Raw genomic sequence first — 17,989 nt, 5'->3', positions numbered from 1 at the left:
TATGGGGGATGTCGTCGTCAGGGACGTGCATGTGGGCAATTTTCGCCCACTGACCATTATTGCAGGCCCGTGCCAGTTGGAAGGGCGCGATGATGCGCTTCGGATCGCCGAACACATGGCACGGGTCTGCCGCGATTGTGGGATTGGCTATATCTTCAAGGGATCGTTTGACAAGGCAAACCGTACCTCCCTTTCCGGCGTGCGGGGGCCGGGAATGGCTGACGGGCTCGCGGTGCTTGCGGCGGTCAAGAATGAACTGGATGTGCCGGTCCTGACGGATGTGCATCTGCCCGATCAGTGTGTTGAGGTGGCGGAGGTCGTCGATGCCATTCAAATCCCCGCCTTCCTGTGCCGTCAAACAGATCTTCTGGTTGCTGCCGCGCAGACCGGGAAGCCCATCAACGTCAAGAAAGGTCAGTTTCTGGCACCATGGGATATGGAACACGTGGTCGACAAGATCGTCAATTCAGGCAACATGCAGGTGATGTTGACAGAGCGCGGCACCTCTTTCGGATACAACACTCTCGTCACCGATATGCGCAGCCTGCCGCAGATGGCGGCGCTGGGCCATCCAGTTATCATGGATGCCACCCACGCGGTCCAGATGCCTGGCGGGCAGGGGGCCGCATCCGGTGGTCAGCGCGAATTTGCGCCGGTGCTCGCCCGCGCGGCGGTATCATTGGGGATTGCCGGGGTGTTCATCGAGACCCACCCAGACCCGGACACCGCACCGTCGGACGGACCGAACATGATCCCGCTTGACCAGATGGCGCGGCTTATAGCGGATCTGGCCGCCTTTGACGGTCTTGCAAAAGATCGACCGCTGAGGGGCGTTTAATGCGCATTTGTCCAAGCGGCTTCCGCGAATATGATGCCCGCTGGCGATATCCTGAGGATATCGATCTGGATGGAATGACCGCCGTCGGAATGGGGCTTGGCACGCAAATGGCGCGCCGAAACGTCGGGCGCAAGATTATTGTCGGCCACGACCACCGAAGCTATTCGCCCGCCATGAAACAAGCGCTGAGTGATGGTCTTGTCCAGACCGGAGCGCAAGTATGTGACATTGGCATGTGTTTGTCCCCTATGGCCTATTTCGCGCAATTCCATCTGGATGTGGACGCAGCCGTCATGGTGACTGCCAGCCACAACCCAAATGGCTGGACCGGTATCAAGGTCGGGTTTGACCGCCCCTGCACCCATGGCGGGGACGAGATGGCGGAATTGAGAGATATCATCCTTGGTCGAGATTTTGTCGCGAATGACGGAGGGAAGATCACGCCGGTTTCCGGTGTAAGCGACGCCTATCTTGACGACTTGGTTGCAAATGACACGATCACGCGCCCCCTGCGCGTGGTTTGCGCAACCGGAAATGGAACTGCCGGTGCCTTCGCGCCGACGCTGTTGCGCCGTTTGGGCGTTGATGTGGTCGAACGACATTGTCGGTTGGATCATAGGTTTCCCCACTACAACCCGAACCCGGAAGCATTGGAAATGCTCGACGATATGGGGAAGGCCGTCAGGGAAAGCCGTTCGGATTTCGGCATTGGATTGGACGGTGACGGAGACCGGATCGGCATTGTCGATGAGACGGGAGAAGCGGTTTTCGCGGACAAGCTGGGGCTTTTGCTTGCGCGCGATCTAGCGGTCGCACACCCGGATGCGCATTTTCTTGTGGATGTCAAATCCACCGGTTTGTTCGCCATCGACACTGTTCTGTCATCATGTGGCGCGACGGTTGAATACTGCAAAACAGGCCACAGCCATGTGAAGCAAAAACTCCGATCTACAGGCGCGCTGGCTGCATTTGAAAAATCTGGTCACATCTATTTCGGACCGCCCGTCGGGCGCGGCTATGATTGCGCTTTGCGTGCGGTGGTCGCGCTGTGTCGTTTGATGGACCATCAACCCGGCTTGTGCCTTTCAGACATAGTCGCCGGACTGCCTTCCAGTTGGTGCTCTCCCACCCTGTCACCTGCATGTCCCGATGATCAGAAATACACAGTCGTTGAACGGCTAACGGCCGTCTTTCGGCAGATGCAGCTCCGCGGTGATACGATAGCAGGCCAGAAGATCGTGGACATACTGACCGCCAACGGCGCGCGCGTTCAACTTGAAAGCGGTTCTTGGGCGTTGGTTCGGGCCTCCTCGAACACGCCAAACCTGGTGGTGGTTTGCGAAAGTTTCACAAGCAAAGCGCACCTTCATACCGTGTTCACCGATTTTGACAGGATCCTGCGGCAAGAGCCTGTGATCGGGGTATATGACCAGGCCTTTGCGGCGCTGACACAACCCTAACCCACAAGTTGGTCTGCCTGTCAGATGGGCGCGGCCACCGTTTGTCCCAAGGTCAAATGTCTGATCCCGATTCTGGTATTGATCGGTCATTTTAGGGTTGCGCCCTGCTTTGCCTTTGGCTAGGAAAGCGCGCACTGCTGGGGTGTAGCCAAGTGGTAAGGCAACTGTTTTTGGTACAGTGTACCGTAGGTTCGAATCCTACCACCCCAGCCAACACTCATAACAATTTCAAAACAGTACGGTTTCTCGGATTTTTGTCCGTGTATTCCGGGGCCTTTCGGGGTGTCCGGATATCCCAGACCCGGAACATGCCGTAAATCGGTGGGATTCTGCCAATAGTCTGGAAACGGCATTTGCTCGGTCGACGGTTGGGTGTGTTTGATGCTGTCGGGATCGCGCGGCACTGGTCCAAACAAAACCCGTGCATTTTACAGGGTGCGGAACGTTTCTCTTTGCTCATCCCAAAGCGCAGGGATAGCGTGGCGCAGCAACCATTCAGTCGTCAGGCCAGTTGGTTGAGAACCGGCAAATACATCACGCACAACATCCGGCGCCAGGAAGGCCAGATCGACCAGCTTGTAAACCCGGGGTTTTGATACGCCTTCGGATGCAGCAATCTCGGCATAGGTTTTCCCTGCGCGGATCAAGTCAAAGTAGTGATGTGCCTTTCCGAGTTTGCAGGCCACCTGCTGCGTCTGACCGCCTTTGGCCCGGTTCTGACCTTGCTGGCGGCACTGTCCCTGCGCAAGCATGCGCGCTGAACATGCGGCGGCTGACAAACATCTTCTGGCTTGCGGGCAAGGAGCTGAAAAGCGTGCTGGGCGATCCGGTGATGGTGATCCTGATCCTTTGGTCCTTTGTTATCGCCGTCATGCTGGAGGCAAGCGGCGCCGGCGACGCGGTTTACAACGCCGCGATCGCCATTCTGGACGAGGATAATTCCGGCCTGACACGGCAGTTGACCGATGCCCTTGGGCCGCCATGGTTCCAGCCGCCGGTGATAATTGCACCCGACCGGATGGCCGCGGAAATGGATGCCGGACGGATCATGTTCGTGCTCAGCTTTCCGCCGGGGTTCGCGGCCGACGTGATCGCGGGTCTTGCGCCTGCCGCACAGCTTGACGTCGATGCGACGGCGGTCAGCCAGGCGCAGCTCGGCGCCGACTATATCGCCAATATCCTGACCTCTGAAACCCGCGTGTATCTGACGGGCAGCCCCGATGCACCCGAACCCGCCGTGCTGCTGGAACTGCGCCGTGCGTTCAACCCGAATGGCAATCCGGTTTTGTTCAAGGCGATGTCGTCCCTGCTCAATCAGCTATCGTTGCTGACCATTGCACTGACCGGCGCGGCGATGCTGCGCGAGCGCGAACAAGGCACCATCGAGCATCTGATGGTGATGCCGCTGACGCCGTTCGAAATCGCGCTTTCCAAGGTGTTTGCCAATGTCGTCGTTCTGGCCGCCTTCACGCTGTCGCTGTTCTTCGTGGTGCAAGAGCTGTTGCAGGTGCCGGTGGCCGGATCGGTGCCCCTGCTGCTCGCCGGAACGGCGGTCTATCTGGCGGCGGCGGCGGCAATCGGCATGTTCCCGGGCACGATGGCGCGCAGCATGGCGCAATTCGCGCTGTTGGTCATCATGGTGATCATACCCATAATCATGCTGTCCGGCGGTATGGGGGCAATTGAAAGCCAACCCGATGTCGTGCAACGCCTGACCATGGCACTGCCGTCGCGCCATTTCCTGGCTTTCGCCAAGGCGGTGGTGTTTCGCGGAGCCGGAGCCAGCACGGTCTGGCTGGAGCTGTCGCTGATGGCAGGACTGGGTCTCGCGTTTTTCGTGGCAAGCCTTGCCCTGTTCCGACGTTCCATGAGCTTGTCCGGATGATATCGGGCGTTGGTTGGATGGAACTGCTTGCAAACGCCCGCCACATCACCTTGCTGGGCTCGCGGTCAGCCAAGCAATTGCCCTACCGCAAACCAACTTGCCGGGTATGGCAAACCTCCGCAGCGCCGCCTTTATGTGATCCTCCGACATGCGCCTGTCGCAGCGTGTCACCATCTCGGTGGACAAACACGGCGGTCAGTCCAAATTCCTTGGCCCAGATCTCGCTCTTCTGCTGTCCTGAAACCATAAGGGCCGTGGCCCACGCGTCTGCTTCCATGCAGGTTTTCGCAAGAACGGTCACCGATGCAGGTGCCCCCGTCAGAGGGCCGCTGCGGGCCGGGTCCATCGTATGTGAGAATCGTTTCCTACCTGCTTCGATCCAATGACGGTAATCGCCTGATGTGGCGACAGCAGCATCGGTCAACTCGATGATCGACAATGGTGTCCGCGTTTCATAGTCGGGGCGCTCAATGGCAACGGTCCATGCTTGGCCATCTGGCCGTTCACCAGAAGCGCGCATTTCACCGTCGAGGCCTACAAGGGCATTGGTGATTTCGAAACGGCCTAGCACGGCGATCATGCGGTCAACGGCATAGCCTTTGGCGATACCTGACAGGTCCAGCGTGAGCGGGGCCAATTTACGGGCTTTCATCGTATCGGGATCAAGCAAAAGAACCTCGTGGGTCGGGGAGCGCGCCTTGCCGAGAGTGGTGCGTATCGCCTTGGGGTTTGCCTTTTGTGGTCCGAACCCCCAGGCAGTGACGACATCGCCCATACCGATATCGAAAGCACCATTCGAAAGCCGCCCGATCTCCAGCCCTTTTGCCAGAACCTCCATCAGTTCAGGTGGCACGGAAACCCATGTTCCGACCGGCGCGCCATTCAGACGCATCAGATCGCTTTCGGGTTTCCATGTGGACATCTGGCGGTCAACCAGGTCCACGCTTTCGGTGAATGCAGCGCGGATTGGTTCCAGGTCAGCGCCTGCGGGGGTATGGAACAGCGCAGACCAACGGGTGCCCATCGTCGGGCCGTTCAGGGCATGACGCACAAGATCAGTAGGTATCTTCGTCATAACGTCCCTCTGCTTTCAAAGTTGCAGGCGTCAATCCAGCGGGTGCCAGGATATCGGTCAGTGCATCGGTGACGCCAGCGGCCATGTCACGCCCACCACAAACCAAAACCTGCGCTCCGTCGCTGATCAGCTTGGCAATCCGTTCAGCATCGCTGCGCAGAGCATCCTGCACGTAAGCGCGGGCGCTGGTCCGCGAAAAGGCACTGGTGACTGAGGTAAGCCGCCCGTCTTTCTGCCAGTCCTCCATTTCGCGCTCGTAGAAAAGATCGCTGTCGGGATGCCTTGCGCCAAAATAGAGATGCATGGGACGGCCCGCACGGTTGCTGCGTGCAAACCCTGCCAGCGGGCCGATACCGGTTCCCGCACCGATCAGGATCACGGGCTTGCGCCCTCGAACGGGTTGGAAGTCAGGGTTGCGGCGGATGAACCCTTGCACGCTGTCGCCAACGGCCAGGTCCATAAGCTGACCTGAACAAAGCCCACCAGGATGGCGGCTGACGCAGATCTCTACAAATCCGTCGCTGCGTCCGGAAGCCAGAGAATAGAACCGTGGCACATGCGAGCCCTCGGGAACGATGCCCAACAAGTCACCTGATAAGAATCGGCCGAAGGCTCGCCCGGCAACTCGCGTCCAAAATCCAACCTTGGGAATGGCAAAGCGCAGGATCGCGGCGGGGGTTTGCATCTCGGCCCCGTAGTCGCGGCGCGAGATCAGGGTCAGCGCATGACTGCGCGGGATCGCCGGATTGTGTGACAGTTCCAATGGCTGACCAAGTGAGCGGCCCAGATCACGGCCCCAGCGGGCGAACTCCTGTGGCGACTGGCGGTCGACCGTTGCCAGCGGCAACAATTGCTTCCAGCCTTTTTCCTCGGCCAAACGGGTTACATCGGCGGCATAGGCGCAGAACTCGGGGAACTTGCTGTCGCCGAACCCCAGCACAACCAGCTGCATGTCGGGGGCGCCTGGCAAGGCCGCCAGCCGATCAAGGAAACCTTTGGCCGAGGCAGGGGCTGTGCCCTCGCCATAAGTGGCGGCCAGCACGATCACCCGGTCGGCGCGGCTATAGCGATCTGGCGTAAACCTCGACATCGGTGCCGCGTGAACCTTATGGCCTGCTTGCGTCAATGCATCATGCAAGGTCGCGGCAAAGCCCCATGTGCTGCCCCCTTCGCTGCCGACCAGCAGGATTGTGTCTGCCTGTCCGGCCGCAACATTGCCTTTGATCCGGGGTCGTGCCCGGCGAGCCTGCACCCAGAGGACCACGCCAGTTGCGGCCATGAACGGCGCACCAAGCGCCATTAGTCCCAGGATCATCCCCAGCCAGGCCATGCCTTGTCCCGTGTGCAGCATATAGATCGTCTCGTTGAAGCGTTGCCACGCGCCTGTATCGGCCCAGACCAAAACCGCCCCTGTTCCCTGATCGATATAGCCCTCGCCCATGTTGGTCTTGAGCATGAACACATCAGTAGGGTCATCGGGGTAGGGAAAGGTCAGTTCGCGCAAGCTGTCCACCGGTGTGTCGCGCAGCAGTGCCATCATGCCGGGCGCGGCACCGGTCTGTTCACTGACCTTGGAGGGAAACGCCGGGGCGCTGCCCTGTGGGAGCAAATCAAAGGTGCTGGCGGTCATGAACAGCGCGGTGGCTGAAGACAGGACAAGCCCGGCGACAGTGACCCGCGCCACTTCGACATGCAACCGTCCCATCAGTGGGCCACGCAGGCGTGAGACAAAACGTCGCCAGCCCCCTGTCCGCCGCGCTGTTAGCATCAGGCCCGAGATCGACAGCACCAGAAGCGATGCCGCCCCCGCCGCCGCGGTCAGCCGTCCTGCGTCATCCAGAAACAGCGAACGGTGCAGGTTGGTTATCCAGCGTTGAAACGCGGATGGCTCGTAATCGGCCAGACCTGCACCTGTCGCAGGGTCGATCAACACCGATCCGGGGCGACCTTCTTCGAAATAAAAGGCAGTAATCCGCCCGGACGGCGCGCGGCGGATTTGCTCAATCCCCGGAAAGGTCGCGGCTACGCGTTCGGCCAATGTGGCCACACTTAAGGCAGGCTCGGACTGTGCGGGGGCTTGCACGGCCTCCAGCGCCGGAAGAACCGACAGGACGGCACCGCTGAGGGTCATGACGACGATCAGCAGAGCCGCAATCAGGCCAGGGAATTTGTGCAGCGCGCGCAGCATGGCAAGGCTCCTTCGTGGTGGCTTACATGTCGTAGGTGAAATCGCGGATGTACCGCCGCCCGGTAACCGGTTGTCCCGCGCCTTCAGTGGTCAGTGGCACGACCACTTCGGACGGGCTGTCGCGCATGTCCTCGACCGAGGCGTCGATATGCAATTCATATCCTGCGTCAAACAGCGCATCGGCCAGATCAAGCGTGATCTTCAACTGCCGCCCGGCGCCGACACTGGCCCCGGTGATGCCGTTGATCTCGGCCGGATTGCCTGCGGTGGCGCGATACCAATCGCTGAGATGTTCGTAATATTTTGCCTTACCACCAGCCATCCAGAGGCTACCCATATAGGTGCCCTGCGCATCGGTGACATAAAGCGCGAGATACGCGCCATCGCCGCCATATTGGTTCATGTTGGCGGTCAATGTGACGGGTTTGGCAATCGCCAGCGCCGGAGAGGTCAGGGCGGTGGTCAGTGCAAGGGCGGATAACAGGGTTCTCATGGGAAATCTCCTATTTGATTTGTTTCAGGTTCTGTTTGCTGGACACGGCTGATGCCAGCCTGACGGGACCGGAAAATTTGCTTCAGCCTGACGTCAGGTTCCGTCGGTCAAGAAAAAAGCCCCGCTGCACTGGAGGTGACAGCGGGGCCAGTCTGCAAAACCAACGGGACAAGTGGTCTGCAGGGTATCGCCTTGCGGTCAGGCGATGTCGTTAGGAGCTGGAGCACGTTTGCGACCGGTGATCATAGCGCGAAGAAGGTTTTCGTGGTGACGGCGCGACGCAAGAATGACGCCTGCAATATGCAGCAAAGCAAGCACCAGCGTCAGATTGGCCAGCACCTCATGCACCTCTTCAAGTGCTTCGCCGCCACCTCCCCGGCCTGTGTCATCATCGGCAAAAGCCGGGGTAACAACTTGGGACAGATCGGGCAGGTAAGCCATGCGCTCCGGTTCGACCATCAGCCAGCCGGTGAAGGCAGTGGCCGACAGAGTGACGAGGAGCGCAAGAACCATGACCGCTCCGGCGGGGTTGTGGCCGACATACCGCGCCTCGCGGCCGCGTAGCATGTCGCGCAGGTAACGCGTTACGGTCCCCGGTCCGCGCACGAACTGTGAAAACCTGGCGTATCGAGAGCCGATCAGCCCCCAGACCAGCCGCAGGCCGATCAGACTGGCAGCGGCATAACCGGCCCAGATGTGCCAGCCCTCGCTTTCATCACCGGTCAGCCAGGCGATTGCAAAAGCAAGGACCAGCGACCAGTGAAAAAGTCGCACCAGAGGATCCCAAACGCGGATCATTGTTCAACGACCGGTGGTGCGCCGGGGGTAAACAACCCATTGTCCGGCGGCGCGACGGTCCCGCTTGGGGCAGCGTTCTTGCCTCGGCCACGATAATCGTCATCATCGTCGTCATACTCCCACTCGACCACATCCAGTGTGGCGGGATCGAGCTTGACTTCAATGTTGCGACCCTGTGCATCGCGGCCCTTGACTTCATAGCAGCCGTCATCGGTCTTGATCCGGCGCACTGTCCATCCTTGGGCCTCCGCCATTGCCTGCACCGCCTCACGTGGTTGCCAGTCGGTCATTGGCACCCGACAATCATCATCGGCAAGAGCGACACCTGCCGCTCCAACACCAACCAAAAGGGTTGTTGCCATAAGATATTTTTTCATTGTTCCATCTCCTGAAACTCGTGATCATGAGGCTTTTTCTCTCACCGACCTGACGCCCACCTGAAGCGCGCGGGTATTGTGCTTCAGGTGCATGTCAGCTTTGCCAGTGATAGAAGAGGTACAAACGGAACAGGAATCAGATATGCGTGTGCTGCTGATCGAAGACGATACGGTGCTTGGAGCCGCGGTACGCGACCAGATTGCCGCTGACGGGCATTCCATAGACTGGGCCACGCGGCTGGATAGGGGGGGTGAATATCTGGATGTCGCGGCCTATGACCTGATCCTTCTTGACCTGATGCTACCCGATGGGCGTGGGCAGCCGTTCCTGCGCGCACTTCGCAAACGGGGCGACGTGACGCCGGTGATTATCCTGACGGCGCTTGACCAGATAAGCGACCGTATCGAGGGGCTGAACGCCGGTGCCGACGATTACATGGTCAAACCCTTCGATCTGTCCGAGCTGTCCGCGCGCGTCGGTGCCGTGGCGCGACGGTATGCTGGCAACCCGAACCCGCTGGTCACTCTGGGCGATCTGGAGATCGATCTTGCCGCGCACTCGGTTCACCGAGCTGGCAAACCTGTGTCGCTGACGGCACGTGAATGGGTACTGTTCGAAGCTTTCGTGCAACGTCCGCAGCAGCTTTTGTCCAAGGCACAGTTGGAGGAGCGCCTCTATTCTTTTGAATCTGATATCGAGAGCAACACGATTGAGGTGCATGTCAGCCGGTTGCGCAAGAAACTGGGGCGGGAGCGGATCGAAACCGTGCGCGGACTCGGCTACCGCTTGGGTGCTGCGTGAGGTGGCCCGGTTCCCTGCAAGAACGACTGGCCTTGACGCTTGGTGTCGGACTGACGGCGCTTTGGCTGGGCACAGCATGGGCGACCGCGACCCTGTTGCGCCACGAAATGAACGAGGTGTTCGATTCCAAGCTGGAGGAAACCGCGCAGAGTATCCTGCCGTTGGTTGCCTTGGATATCATCAGCCGTGAAGAAGAAGGAATAACCCAGCGCATAGCTACCCTGCATGAACACGATGAGTTCTTTACCTACATCGTGCGCGACAATCAGGGGCGTGTTCTGATACGGTCGCACGCGGCTGAGGACGCGGATTTTCCGGCGTTCGAGGCGATGGGGTTCCGACAGACGGCCACGCACCGACTATATTACGATGCAGCCCTTCAGGGCACCATCACCATCGCCGTCGCCGAACCACTTAGCCATCGCGCCGACGTTGCACGCGAAACGCTGATGGGGTTGGCACTGCCGCTGATCGTGGTCGTCCCGCTCGGCCTGATCGGGGCTCTGCTGATGGTTCGCCACAGCCTGCGCCCGGTGCGCCGTTTCGGCGACACCGTCGCCAGCCGTGGCGCGCGGGACCTGTCGGCTGTGGGCGATGGCGACCTGCCTGCCGAAATCATTCCGGTGGCCGAGGCCGTCAACCAGCTTCTCGACCGCTTGCGCCGCGCGTTGGAGGCCGAGCGCAGCTTTACCGCCAACGCAGCGCATGAACTGCGCACTCCAGTGGCGGCGGCACTCGCGCAGACCCAAAGGCTGATGGCCGAAACCACCGATGCCGATGCAGCCGGGCGGGCGGCAGAGATCGAGGTTGCGCTCAAGCGGCTGACCCGCCTTTCCGAGAAACTCATGCAACTGGCGCGCGCCGAGGGAGGTCGCTTGCGACGTGATGCGGTGTCGGACCTGCGACCCGTTTTGAGTATGGTGCTTGCGGACTTCGATAAGGCCGCAGGTCCGGAGCGCATTCAAAGCTCACTTCCGAATGACCCCGTGTTGTCGGATCTTGATCCCGACGCCTTCGCGATTGTCGTGCGAAACCTGATCGAGAACGCGCTGCGTCACGGAATTGATGGCAGCCCTGTTCAGATCACTCTGACGAGTGACACTCTTAGTGTGATCAACGACGGCCCGCCGCTTGCCGCCGAAACCCTGGCGGGGCTGACTGGGCGTTTCGAACGTGGGCAAACTGTATCAGGCGGTAGTGGGCTGGGCCTGTCCATCGTGCAGGCGATTGTCGATGGGGCGCAGGCAACGCTGGAACTGCACTCCCCGGTACAGGGTCGGACGGACGGATTCGAGGCGGTGTTTCAATTCCCTGGCCGCGCGCTGACAGGTTTAGCATCGCCCGAAACGCAGTGGTAGGAATATCGATTGACGTGCATCAACGCCAAAGCGCTTTCGGCTTTGTAGACTTTGTAGATGGATATACTTGCAGATCATGACCATGCGCTTGTCAAAGAAGCTGCCCAAAGTCTGACACAAGCCGAGACAACGCTTCGCGGAAGTCGTTCATCCAAAAACGCACTGAAGCGGGCATTGGCGCACTCGCAGCGAGTTCACGCTTTGTCCCGCGACTTGTAAACTCGCGGTTTCAGAATTGCTGCGGCCTGCCTGAACGACTGCAATTTCCGCCGCAATGCAAAGCAACATATTTTGCCGACGCGGCACAAAACCTGCTGCGAGCGCACGCAGCAGGTTTTCGGCGCTTCCGCTGTGGGCTCAACTCAGCCATTCGCCGCGTTTTACATAAAGGAACGCATGCCAAGCCAAAGCGGTCGTTGGTTTCGTTGCTGCAATTGTATAATTCATCCCGTTGCCGACCGTATTTATCGACGGCAACGGGCTGAGAATTGGCCTTCTCGCTAGTACCCGATTGCGTCGAGCACCTGATTGATCATGCCCAGTATCTTTTGCGCATGTGCCTTGTCGTCGAGCAGGAGCTTGCAATTCCCTTCATCCTCTTCTGTTTCCAGATCCTTGTCGATCTCGACAAGCTCTTGAGCCCACATGTCTCGTTTGTCATGCCATTTTTCAAGCTCAACCACATCCTCTTTCATCATTGGCCCCTGTATCCGGGCTTCGCCTGTTTTGAAGTTAATTCGGACCTGATCGGGGTGGGGCAGGGGGCAGGCAAATGTGTGATGCCCAAGGCTTCTCTGCGTTGTAATTCTTCATTCCAACAGACGTTTTAGGCAATCGCTGTCTGAGCCCACTAATCTGACATTTGCTTGTTTTCGCGTTCCGTTGACCCCAAGAGTTCCGCGAACAAACGCTGAGACCGGTGTTGACCCGTGACTGCATTGATAGCCAGGGCACGCATCACTGCCTGCGCCATTGGAACTGTCACATTCCGGTCTCCGTCGCGCACTGTGAAGTCGCGGTAAGCCTCGTCGAGTATTATACCTTTGAGGCGTTCCTCGTTGAGCATAGGTTGCTTGTTTTTCGACCCACGTGGCCGCCCCTTGGAATTGCCGGATTGCATCTGCAATCATCTGCACAGGTTTTACTGTCGGATGCAGGGCCGGTTCTTCCATGCGATTACCGTGACGGGTGTTGACGCCGCGATATTCCCAGACATTCGTGCGGTATCGCCCATGTTGACCAAGTTCAAAATTGTTTATGTGCGCCGAAGTGCCTTTCTTGAACACGAAGATTAACTCATGTCGCAAGCGGTAGAACGTCCCCATCCCCAGATCATTCAGATCCCGGTCGCTGAGTTCGGAAAGCTCGCGATACGGCCTGTGATAGACCCTGCGCCTTGCAAGCACGTCCAGCATTTTGTTTCGCGATTGATGAAAAAATGTGCGGCCAGCTTCCAAAACGAACTCTGGTCCACTCTTTGAGCGTGCGATTGTCATGCTACCACCTCGTCTATTGCTGTTTCTGCGATGCAGTACCTATGCTGCACTGCAGAAGCAGGCGTGAACTTGAGCGCTAACAAATTATCAATTCGGCACAGGACCCGTGCCAGGTTGGAACAGGCGGTTGAAGTGATATGAACATTCCCGCGCAGATGTTGATTTTTGCGACCGTTGTCGAGCAGGGAAGCACTTCGGCCGCGGCGCGTTCTATGGGACAGACCCCGTCAGCGGTCAGCAAGCAAATTGGTTTGCTTGAAGATAATGTCCACGACCGCCTGCTTAACCGATCCAGAACCGGTGTTTCTCCGACCCGGGAAGGCCAGGAATTCTATCAAAAATGCAGAGCTATGGCCGAGAAATACAAAGAGACCGAAGCTCTTATAATGAAATTGGATGGCATCCCGCGCGGTAGGTTCAAAATCGCGCCCTCCGTGGCATTCGGAAAATCGCAGCTGACCCCCGCGCTTCCGAAATTCATGGAAGAACACCCCGGAGTCGACGTGTCCCTGGACCCGACAGACAGAGAGGTTGATTTACAGGGCGAAAGATTCGACGTCGCAATGTTTGCTAAAAAACGAAACCTTGCACCAAAGCCCCGTGCCTTCATCGACTTTCTGGTCTGTGAGTTTCGAAACTCCAACGAACAACCGGCCAACGGCATCGCACCACGCCCTCAGGCAACCGCAGTCCCATGACCAAAGACCTTACCATAGTCGTCGTGGAAGAGGACCGCGACCGCGCCATTGCCATCGTCGACGCGCTTAAGGATGCTTGCGGGTGCGACGTGTTCGTCATCAACAATTCCAGCAGTCTGGCCCGCAAGATCGCCGCCCATTTGCCGGACATCGTGCTGATCGATGTCGACAATCCCACGCGTGACATGATGGAAGAACTGACACTGGCATCTGGCCCGTTGGAACGCCCTGTCGCCATGTTCGTGTCCGGCGCGGCGGGCGGTCTGGCGCAGGCAGCAATCGAGGCTGGCGTCTCGGCCTATGTGGTCGACGGCCTTTCGCCGGGGCGGATAAAGCCGGTCATAGACACCGCGATTGCGCGCTTTACGATGATACGTCAAATGCGCAGCGAACTGGCCGAGACACGGCTGGCACTGGAAGAACGCAAGGTGATTGACCGCGCCAAAGGTCTGTTGATGAAAGCCAAGGGTCTGGACGAGGGCGCGGCATATGCTTTGCTGCGAAAGACGGCGATGGACCAGGGGCGGCGTGTTGCGGATGTAGCCGAGGCATTGGTAACGGCATCGGGGCTTTTGGGATGAAGACCGTTTCGATACCAGTTGCCTATATGCCGTTGGTGGATGCGGCCCCGCTGATCATCGCGCAGGAAATGGGCTTTGCCGAGGCTGAGGGGATCTCGCTTGACCTGATCGCCGCCCCATCTTGGTCTTCGGTTCGCGACATGTTGGCCTTTGGCAGCGTGGATGCGGCGCATATGCTGTCACCACTTCCGGTCGCGATGGCGATGGGGTTCGGTGGGGTCGCAACAGCTTTGTCGGCCGTATCGGTCCTGTCGGTAAACGGCAACGTCATCGGTGTGGGCAAGCCGCTTGAAGACCGGTTGCGAAGCGCAGGATATGGGTTCGATTTCGCTGATCCAGTTCGTGCCGCTGACGCGCTGGCGCAGGTTAGTCACGGACCCATCGTGTTTGGTGTGCCATTTCCGTTCTCGATGCACGTGGAATTGTTACGGTACTGGAGCCGCGCTTCGGCGCTTGGATCAGAAGGCATCGTGATCCGCACCGTGCCTCCGCCCCTGATGGCAAATGCGCTGGCCGCCGGGGACGTGGATGCATACTGCGTCGGTGAGCCATGGGGATCCGTTGCGGTTGAACAGGGCGCTGGCGCATTGCTATTGCCGGGAAGGTCGATCTGGAGCTTTGCACCGGAAAAGGTTTTGGCTGTCCGCACACATTGGGCCGAGACAGAACCAGACTTGTTGGGGCGTCTCATGCGAGCGGTATGGAAAGCGGGCCGCTGGCTGGCCAACCCGGAAACACACGCCACGGCCAGCGATCTTCTGTCACGCAAGGCCTTTCTTGATGTCCCATCTGAATTGATCGACCGTGCGTTGTCGGGCCATTTGACGGTGTCGGGGCGCGGTGAGCAACGCCACGTAGAAAGATTTCTTGAGTTCCATTCAGGTGCCGCCAGTTTCCCATGGCGCAGTCAGGCAAAGTGGATTGCGGAACAGTTGCACAAATCGCATGGCAGCGGCACCCCTTTTGATAAGGACAAGATCGCAAAGGTATTCCGCTCGGATCTGCACCGGAAACACCTGCGCACAACGGGATGTGACATGCCGGGCGCGTCCGAGAAGGTCGAAGGCGCGATTCGTCACGCCATGCCGGTCGCCTCTGCGGGTGGGGGGCTTACTCTGCTGCCGAACGAATTCTTCGATGGCCACATATTTGACCCTGCTGATCGTTAAGTGACCAAATTTTGTGCAGGACGTCGTGTGCATCCTGTTTTCGGCACTCGTCCACTCGGTCATCTTGCGTTCACGCTGCAATGCAGCAATAGTCAGATTGCATCCACAACGGGGTGGATCGCAACGAATTTACTCCCAATGACAGGGACGTTCTGAGCAAGGTCGCTCGCTTTCCGCCGATGGTTCGGTGGTCAGTGATCGGCCTTTTTTCTGTTTTTCGCCCGGCCTTCAACTGGATGGATCGGGTGCTTCGAAAGGATCAAACATGAGACCTCTCCTCCTTGGCCTTGCAGCCACAACTGCGATGATCAGCCCAGCCTTGGCCGAGTTGCTGGACGTTGAAAAGGATGAACTGACCATTGGTTTCATCAAGCTGACGGATATGGCGCCGCTCGCCGTGGCATATGAACAAGGGTATTTCCTTGATGAAGGCTTGTTTGTGACGCTAGAGGCTCAGGCCAATTGGAAAGTCCTGCTGGACGGCGTGATCGACGGGCAGTTGGACGGTGCGCATATGCTGGCGGGTCAGCCACTGGCCGCCACCATCGGATATGGGACCGAAGCCCACATCGTGACGCCGTTTTCGATGGACCTGAACGGTAATGGCATCACGGTATCTAACGATGTGTGGGACATGATGCGCCCGCATATCCCGTCGCTAGAGGATGGCCGTCCGCAGCATCCGATCTCGGCCAAGGCGCTGGTTCCCGTCATCGAAGAATTCAACACCAAGGGCGAGCCATTCAACATGGGGATGGTCTTTCCTGTCTCGACCCACAATTACGAGCTGCGTTACTGGCTGGCCGCGGGCGGTATCAATCCCGGCTACTACAGCCCCGATAACATCTCGGGCCAGATCAACGCCGATGTGCTGCTCTCCGTGACCCCGCCGCCGCAAATGCCCGCCACGATGGAGGCCGGAACGATCCACGGCTACTCCGTGGGCGAGCCGTGGAATCAGCAGGCGGTGTTCAAGGGCATCGGTGTGCCGGTCATCACCGACTACCAGCTTTGGAAAAACAACCCGGAAAAGGTGTTTGGCCTGACCGACGAGTTTGTCACCGAAAACCCCAATACCACCAAAGCAGTAGTGCGTGCGCTGATCCGCGCGGCCATGTGGCTGGACGAAAATGACAACGCCAATCGTCCCGAAGCCGTCGAAATCCTGAGCCGACCAGAGTATGTGGGGGCCGATTACGACGTGATCGCGAACTCCATGACCGGGTTCTTCGAATTTGAAAAAGGCGACAAGCGAGACATCCCCGATTTCAACGTCTTCTTCCGCCACAATGCGACCTATCCTTATTACTCCGATGCCGTCTGGTACCTGACGCAGATGCGCCGCTGGGGTCAGATTGCTGATCCGCAAACCGACGCGTGGTTCAAGGACGTCGCGGCCAGCGTTTATCGTCCCGACATCTATCTGGAAGCCGCGCGTTCACTTGTGGATGACGGTCTGGCAAACGAGGCGGATTTCCCTTGGGACAGCGACGGCTTCAAAGCGCCGACCCCCGCAGCGGATATCATTGACGGCATTCCCTTCGATGGTCGCACGCCAAATGCCTACCTCGAAAGCTTGCCGATCGGCTTGAAGGGCGCTCAGACGGTCGTCGGCGACCGGGTTGAGGGCTAAGCCACATTCGCGTGGGTGGCCGCCCACCCACGCCTTTCCAATTCCGCAGGAGACAATTCGATGAGCATCGCAGACCCGAATTTCAACGCTGAAACCGCGCGTGAAGCCCGACGCGAACGTCGCTTTACCCGGATCAACACCGCCGACAAGTGGTTTCAGGTTATCGGCCTTGCTTGGCTGACCCCGATCCTGAAAGCCATCGCCGGCGACAACCCCAAAGCCCAGATAAGTGAAATCTGGCGTCTTCTGGGCGTGCCTTTGCTGGCTATTGCGGGGTTTTTGATGCTTTGGTCTGCGCTGGCCCCGACCGTGCAAACCTCGCTTGGGGCGATCCCCGGCCCGGCACAGGTCTGGACCGAGGCAGTCAACCTGCACGAAGACGCGCAGTCCAAGGCTGTTTCGCGCACTAAATTCGATGCGCAGGTCGCAACGCTGAACGAGCGCCGCATCGCTCAGGGGAAAGAGCCGGTCGAACGCGCCTATACAGGTGCGCCAAGCTATTACAGCCAGATCTGGACCTCGATCAAAACGGTATTCTTTGGCTTCCTGATTGCCAGCGCCGTGGCCATTCCGCTGGGTATCGCCGCTGGTCTGTCACCCATCGCAAACGCCGCCCTGAACCCTATCATCCAGATCTTCAAGCCGGTCTCGCCGCTGGCATGGTTGCCGATCGTGACCATGGTGGTGTCCGCCGTCTATACGACCTCGGATGGCATGTTCGCGAAAAGCTTCCTGACCTCGGCGATTACAGTGACGTTGTGTTCGCTTTGGCCGACGCTGATCAACACCGCACTTGGCGTGGCCAGCATCGACAAGGATTTGGTCAATGTCTCGAAAGTGTTGAAGATGAACACGTGGACCAAGATCACCAAACTTGTCCTGCCATCTGCCCTTCCACTGATCTTTACCGGCCTTCGGCTAAGCCTTGGCGTCGGCTGGATGGTCCTGATTGCCGCTGAAATGCTGGCGCAAAACCCGGGCCTTGGAAAGTTCGTCTGGGACGAGTTTCAGAACGGGTCGTCCAGTTCGCTGGCCAAGATCATGGTTGCGGTTCTGACCATCGGCATCATCGGCTTCCTGCTGGATCGCGTGATGTTTGCCCTGCAATCGCTCTTTACCTTCACGAACAACCGGTGAG

At 58.8% G+C, this 17,989-nt stretch carries 18 protein-coding genes and 1 tRNA gene; 11 read left to right on the top strand and 8 right to left on the bottom strand.

The window, feature by feature from the left end; genetic code table 11:
• Position 1: 1 nt before the first annotated feature.
• The 3 genes from kdsA (at position 2) to AC13C8_RS14625 (ending at position 2,511) form a co-directional block, all read left to right on the top strand.
• On the top strand, positions 2 to 838 hold the full coding sequence (gene kdsA / locus AC13C8_RS14635; RefSeq protein ID WP_091431197.1) for a 3-deoxy-8-phosphooctulonate synthase: 837 nt from the start codon (positions 2 to 4) through the stop codon (positions 836 to 838).
• Entirely contained in the window at positions 838 to 2,298 is a 1,461-nt protein-coding gene (locus tag AC13C8_RS14630) for a phosphomannomutase/phosphoglucomutase (protein ID WP_482848025.1), read from the top strand. Before kdsA ends, AC13C8_RS14630 begins: the two co-directional genes overlap by 1 nt.
• 138 nt (positions 2,299 to 2,436) lie before the next feature.
• Positions 2,437 to 2,511 (top strand) — tRNA-Gln (locus tag AC13C8_RS14625).
• Between the two features lie 215 nt (positions 2,512 to 2,726).
• Here the strand turns inward: AC13C8_RS14625 and AC13C8_RS14620 are convergent.
• The gene (locus AC13C8_RS14620; RefSeq protein ID WP_482848023.1) at positions 2,727 to 2,945 is read right to left on the bottom strand and encodes a hypothetical protein; all 219 of its coding nucleotides are present in this window, start codon (positions 2,943 to 2,945) and stop codon (positions 2,727 to 2,729) included.
• A 116-nt stretch (positions 2,946 to 3,061) separates the two neighbouring features.
• Here AC13C8_RS14620 and AC13C8_RS14615 point away from each other — a divergent pair, with 116 nt between their 5' ends.
• Positions 3,062 to 4,183 carry an ABC transporter permease gene (locus AC13C8_RS14615; RefSeq protein ID WP_482848022.1) on the top strand — a complete coding sequence of 374 codons (1,122 nt, stop codon included), beginning with the start codon at positions 3,062 to 3,064 and terminating at the stop codon, positions 4,181 to 4,183.
• Positions 4,184 to 4,265: 82 nt separating this feature from the next.
• Here the strand turns inward: AC13C8_RS14615 and AC13C8_RS14610 are convergent, their stop codons facing one another.
• From AC13C8_RS14610 to AC13C8_RS14590, 5 genes are all read right to left on the bottom strand, one after another.
• The gene (locus AC13C8_RS14610; RefSeq protein WP_091431191.1) at positions 4,266 to 5,258 is read right to left on the bottom strand and encodes an FAD:protein FMN transferase; all 993 of its coding nucleotides are present in this window, start codon (positions 5,256 to 5,258) and stop codon (positions 4,266 to 4,268) included.
• Positions 5,239 to 7,446, bottom strand: coding sequence for a PepSY domain-containing protein (locus AC13C8_RS14605; protein WP_482848021.1), 2,208 nt, complete (start codon positions 7,444 to 7,446; stop codon positions 5,239 to 5,241). Before AC13C8_RS14605 ends, AC13C8_RS14610 begins: the two co-directional genes overlap by 20 nt.
• Positions 7,447 to 7,468: 22 nt before the next feature.
• Positions 7,469 to 7,939: a DUF2271 domain-containing protein gene (locus AC13C8_RS14600; RefSeq protein ID WP_091431187.1), complete on the bottom strand. Its 471-nt coding sequence runs from the start codon at positions 7,937 to 7,939 to the stop codon at positions 7,469 to 7,471.
• Between the two features lie 198 nt (positions 7,940 to 8,137).
• Positions 8,138 to 8,737: a cytochrome b/b6 domain-containing protein gene (locus AC13C8_RS14595; RefSeq protein WP_091431185.1), complete on the bottom strand. Its 600-nt coding sequence runs from the start codon at positions 8,735 to 8,737 to the stop codon at positions 8,138 to 8,140.
• On the bottom strand, positions 8,734 to 9,114 hold the full coding sequence (locus AC13C8_RS14590; protein ID WP_482848020.1) for a PepSY domain-containing protein: 381 nt from the start codon (positions 9,112 to 9,114) through the stop codon (positions 8,734 to 8,736). Before AC13C8_RS14590 ends, AC13C8_RS14595 begins: the two co-directional genes overlap by 4 nt.
• A 142-nt stretch (positions 9,115 to 9,256) precedes the next feature.
• On the opposite strand from AC13C8_RS14590, the gene AC13C8_RS14585 reads away from it, so the two are divergent.
• Together AC13C8_RS14585 and AC13C8_RS14580 are read left to right on the top strand one after the other, a co-directional pair.
• Positions 9,257 to 9,916 carry a response regulator transcription factor gene (locus AC13C8_RS14585; protein ID WP_091432566.1) on the top strand — a complete coding sequence of 220 codons (660 nt, stop codon included), beginning with the start codon at positions 9,257 to 9,259 and terminating at the stop codon, positions 9,914 to 9,916.
• Complete coding sequence (locus tag AC13C8_RS14580; protein WP_482848018.1) at positions 9,913 to 11,274, top strand: ATP-binding protein; 1,362 nt, start codon at positions 9,913 to 9,915, stop codon at positions 11,272 to 11,274. The genes AC13C8_RS14585 and AC13C8_RS14580 overlap by 4 nt, the downstream gene beginning before the upstream one ends.
• Positions 11,275 to 11,774: 500 nt before the next feature.
• Here AC13C8_RS14580 and AC13C8_RS14575 read toward each other — a convergent pair whose 3' ends face one another.
• Together AC13C8_RS14575 and AC13C8_RS14570 are read right to left on the bottom strand one after the other, a co-directional pair.
• Positions 11,775 to 11,972 carry a hypothetical protein gene (locus AC13C8_RS14575; protein ID WP_091431179.1) on the bottom strand — a complete coding sequence of 66 codons (198 nt, stop codon included), beginning with the start codon at positions 11,970 to 11,972 and terminating at the stop codon, positions 11,775 to 11,777.
• Between the two features lie 111 nt (positions 11,973 to 12,083).
• On the bottom strand, positions 12,084 to 12,770 hold the full coding sequence (locus AC13C8_RS14570) for a DUF1127 domain-containing protein (protein WP_482848017.1): 687 nt from the start codon (positions 12,768 to 12,770) through the stop codon (positions 12,084 to 12,086).
• A 137-nt stretch (positions 12,771 to 12,907) separates the two neighbouring features.
• Here AC13C8_RS14570 and AC13C8_RS14565 point away from each other — a divergent pair, with 137 nt between their 5' ends.
• From AC13C8_RS14565 to AC13C8_RS14545, 5 genes are all read left to right on the top strand, one after another.
• A complete protein-coding gene (locus tag AC13C8_RS14565; RefSeq protein ID WP_482848015.1) occupies positions 12,908 to 13,468 on the top strand; it encodes a LysR family transcriptional regulator in 561 nt (186 codons plus the stop codon).
• Positions 13,465 to 14,049 (top strand): ANTAR domain-containing response regulator, encoded by a 585-nt coding sequence (locus AC13C8_RS14560; RefSeq protein WP_091431173.1) that lies wholly within the window; start codon positions 13,465 to 13,467, stop codon positions 14,047 to 14,049. Before AC13C8_RS14565 ends, AC13C8_RS14560 begins: the two co-directional genes overlap by 4 nt.
• Complete coding sequence (locus tag AC13C8_RS14555; protein WP_482848013.1) at positions 14,046 to 15,218, top strand: CmpA/NrtA family ABC transporter substrate-binding protein; 1,173 nt, start codon at positions 14,046 to 14,048, stop codon at positions 15,216 to 15,218. The genes AC13C8_RS14560 and AC13C8_RS14555 overlap by 4 nt, the downstream gene beginning before the upstream one ends.
• A gap of 265 nt (positions 15,219 to 15,483) precedes the next feature.
• The gene (locus tag AC13C8_RS14550; protein WP_482848011.1) at positions 15,484 to 16,851 is read left to right on the top strand and encodes a CmpA/NrtA family ABC transporter substrate-binding protein; all 1,368 of its coding nucleotides are present in this window, start codon (positions 15,484 to 15,486) and stop codon (positions 16,849 to 16,851) included.
• Positions 16,852 to 16,911: 60 nt separating this feature from the next.
• Entirely contained in the window at positions 16,912 to 17,988 is a 1,077-nt protein-coding gene (locus tag AC13C8_RS14545; RefSeq protein ID WP_091431166.1) for an ABC transporter permease, read from the top strand.
• Position 17,989 lies beyond the last annotated feature (1 nt).

The sequence above is a fragment of the Aliiroseovarius sp. B-4 genome (genome assembly GCF_056857795.1).
Note: the sequence above shows the minus strand (reverse complement) of the source record. Positions and strands in the feature narration are given on the sequence as shown.

Coding starts and splice junctions, on each gene's coding strand:
- kdsA (WP_091431197.1), top strand. CDS start 2: ATGGGGGATGTCGTCGTCAGGGACGTGCATGTGGGCAATTTTCGCCCA.
- AC13C8_RS14630 (WP_482848025.1), top strand. CDS start 838: ATGCGCATTTGTCCAAGCGGCTTCCGCGAATATGATGCCCGCTGGCGA.
- AC13C8_RS14615 (WP_482848022.1), top strand. CDS start 3,062: ATGCGGCGGCTGACAAACATCTTCTGGCTTGCGGGCAAGGAGCTGAAA.
- AC13C8_RS14610 (WP_091431191.1), bottom strand. CDS start 5,258: ATGACGAAGATACCTACTGATCTTGTGCGTCATGCCCTGAACGGCCCG.
- AC13C8_RS14605 (WP_482848021.1), bottom strand. CDS start 7,446: ATGCTGCGCGCGCTGCACAAATTCCCTGGCCTGATTGCGGCTCTGCTG.
- AC13C8_RS14600 (WP_091431187.1), bottom strand. CDS start 7,939: ATGAGAACCCTGTTATCCGCCCTTGCACTGACCACCGCCCTGACCTCT.
- AC13C8_RS14595 (WP_091431185.1), bottom strand. CDS start 8,737: ATGATCCGCGTTTGGGATCCTCTGGTGCGACTTTTTCACTGGTCGCTG.
- AC13C8_RS14590 (WP_482848020.1), bottom strand. CDS start 9,114: ATGAAAAAATATCTTATGGCAACAACCCTTTTGGTTGGTGTTGGAGCG.
- AC13C8_RS14585 (WP_091432566.1), top strand. CDS start 9,257: ATGCGTGTGCTGCTGATCGAAGACGATACGGTGCTTGGAGCCGCGGTA.
- AC13C8_RS14575 (WP_091431179.1), bottom strand. CDS start 11,972: ATGATGAAAGAGGATGTGGTTGAGCTTGAAAAATGGCATGACAAACGA.
- AC13C8_RS14570 (WP_482848017.1), bottom strand. CDS start 12,770: ATGACAATCGCACGCTCAAAGAGTGGACCAGAGTTCGTTTTGGAAGCT.
- AC13C8_RS14565 (WP_482848015.1), top strand. CDS start 12,908: ATGAACATTCCCGCGCAGATGTTGATTTTTGCGACCGTTGTCGAGCAG.
- AC13C8_RS14560 (WP_091431173.1), top strand. CDS start 13,465: ATGACCAAAGACCTTACCATAGTCGTCGTGGAAGAGGACCGCGACCGC.
- AC13C8_RS14555 (WP_482848013.1), top strand. CDS start 14,046: ATGAAGACCGTTTCGATACCAGTTGCCTATATGCCGTTGGTGGATGCG.
- AC13C8_RS14550 (WP_482848011.1), top strand. CDS start 15,484: ATGAGACCTCTCCTCCTTGGCCTTGCAGCCACAACTGCGATGATCAGC.
- AC13C8_RS14545 (WP_091431166.1), top strand. CDS start 16,912: ATGAGCATCGCAGACCCGAATTTCAACGCTGAAACCGCGCGTGAAGCC.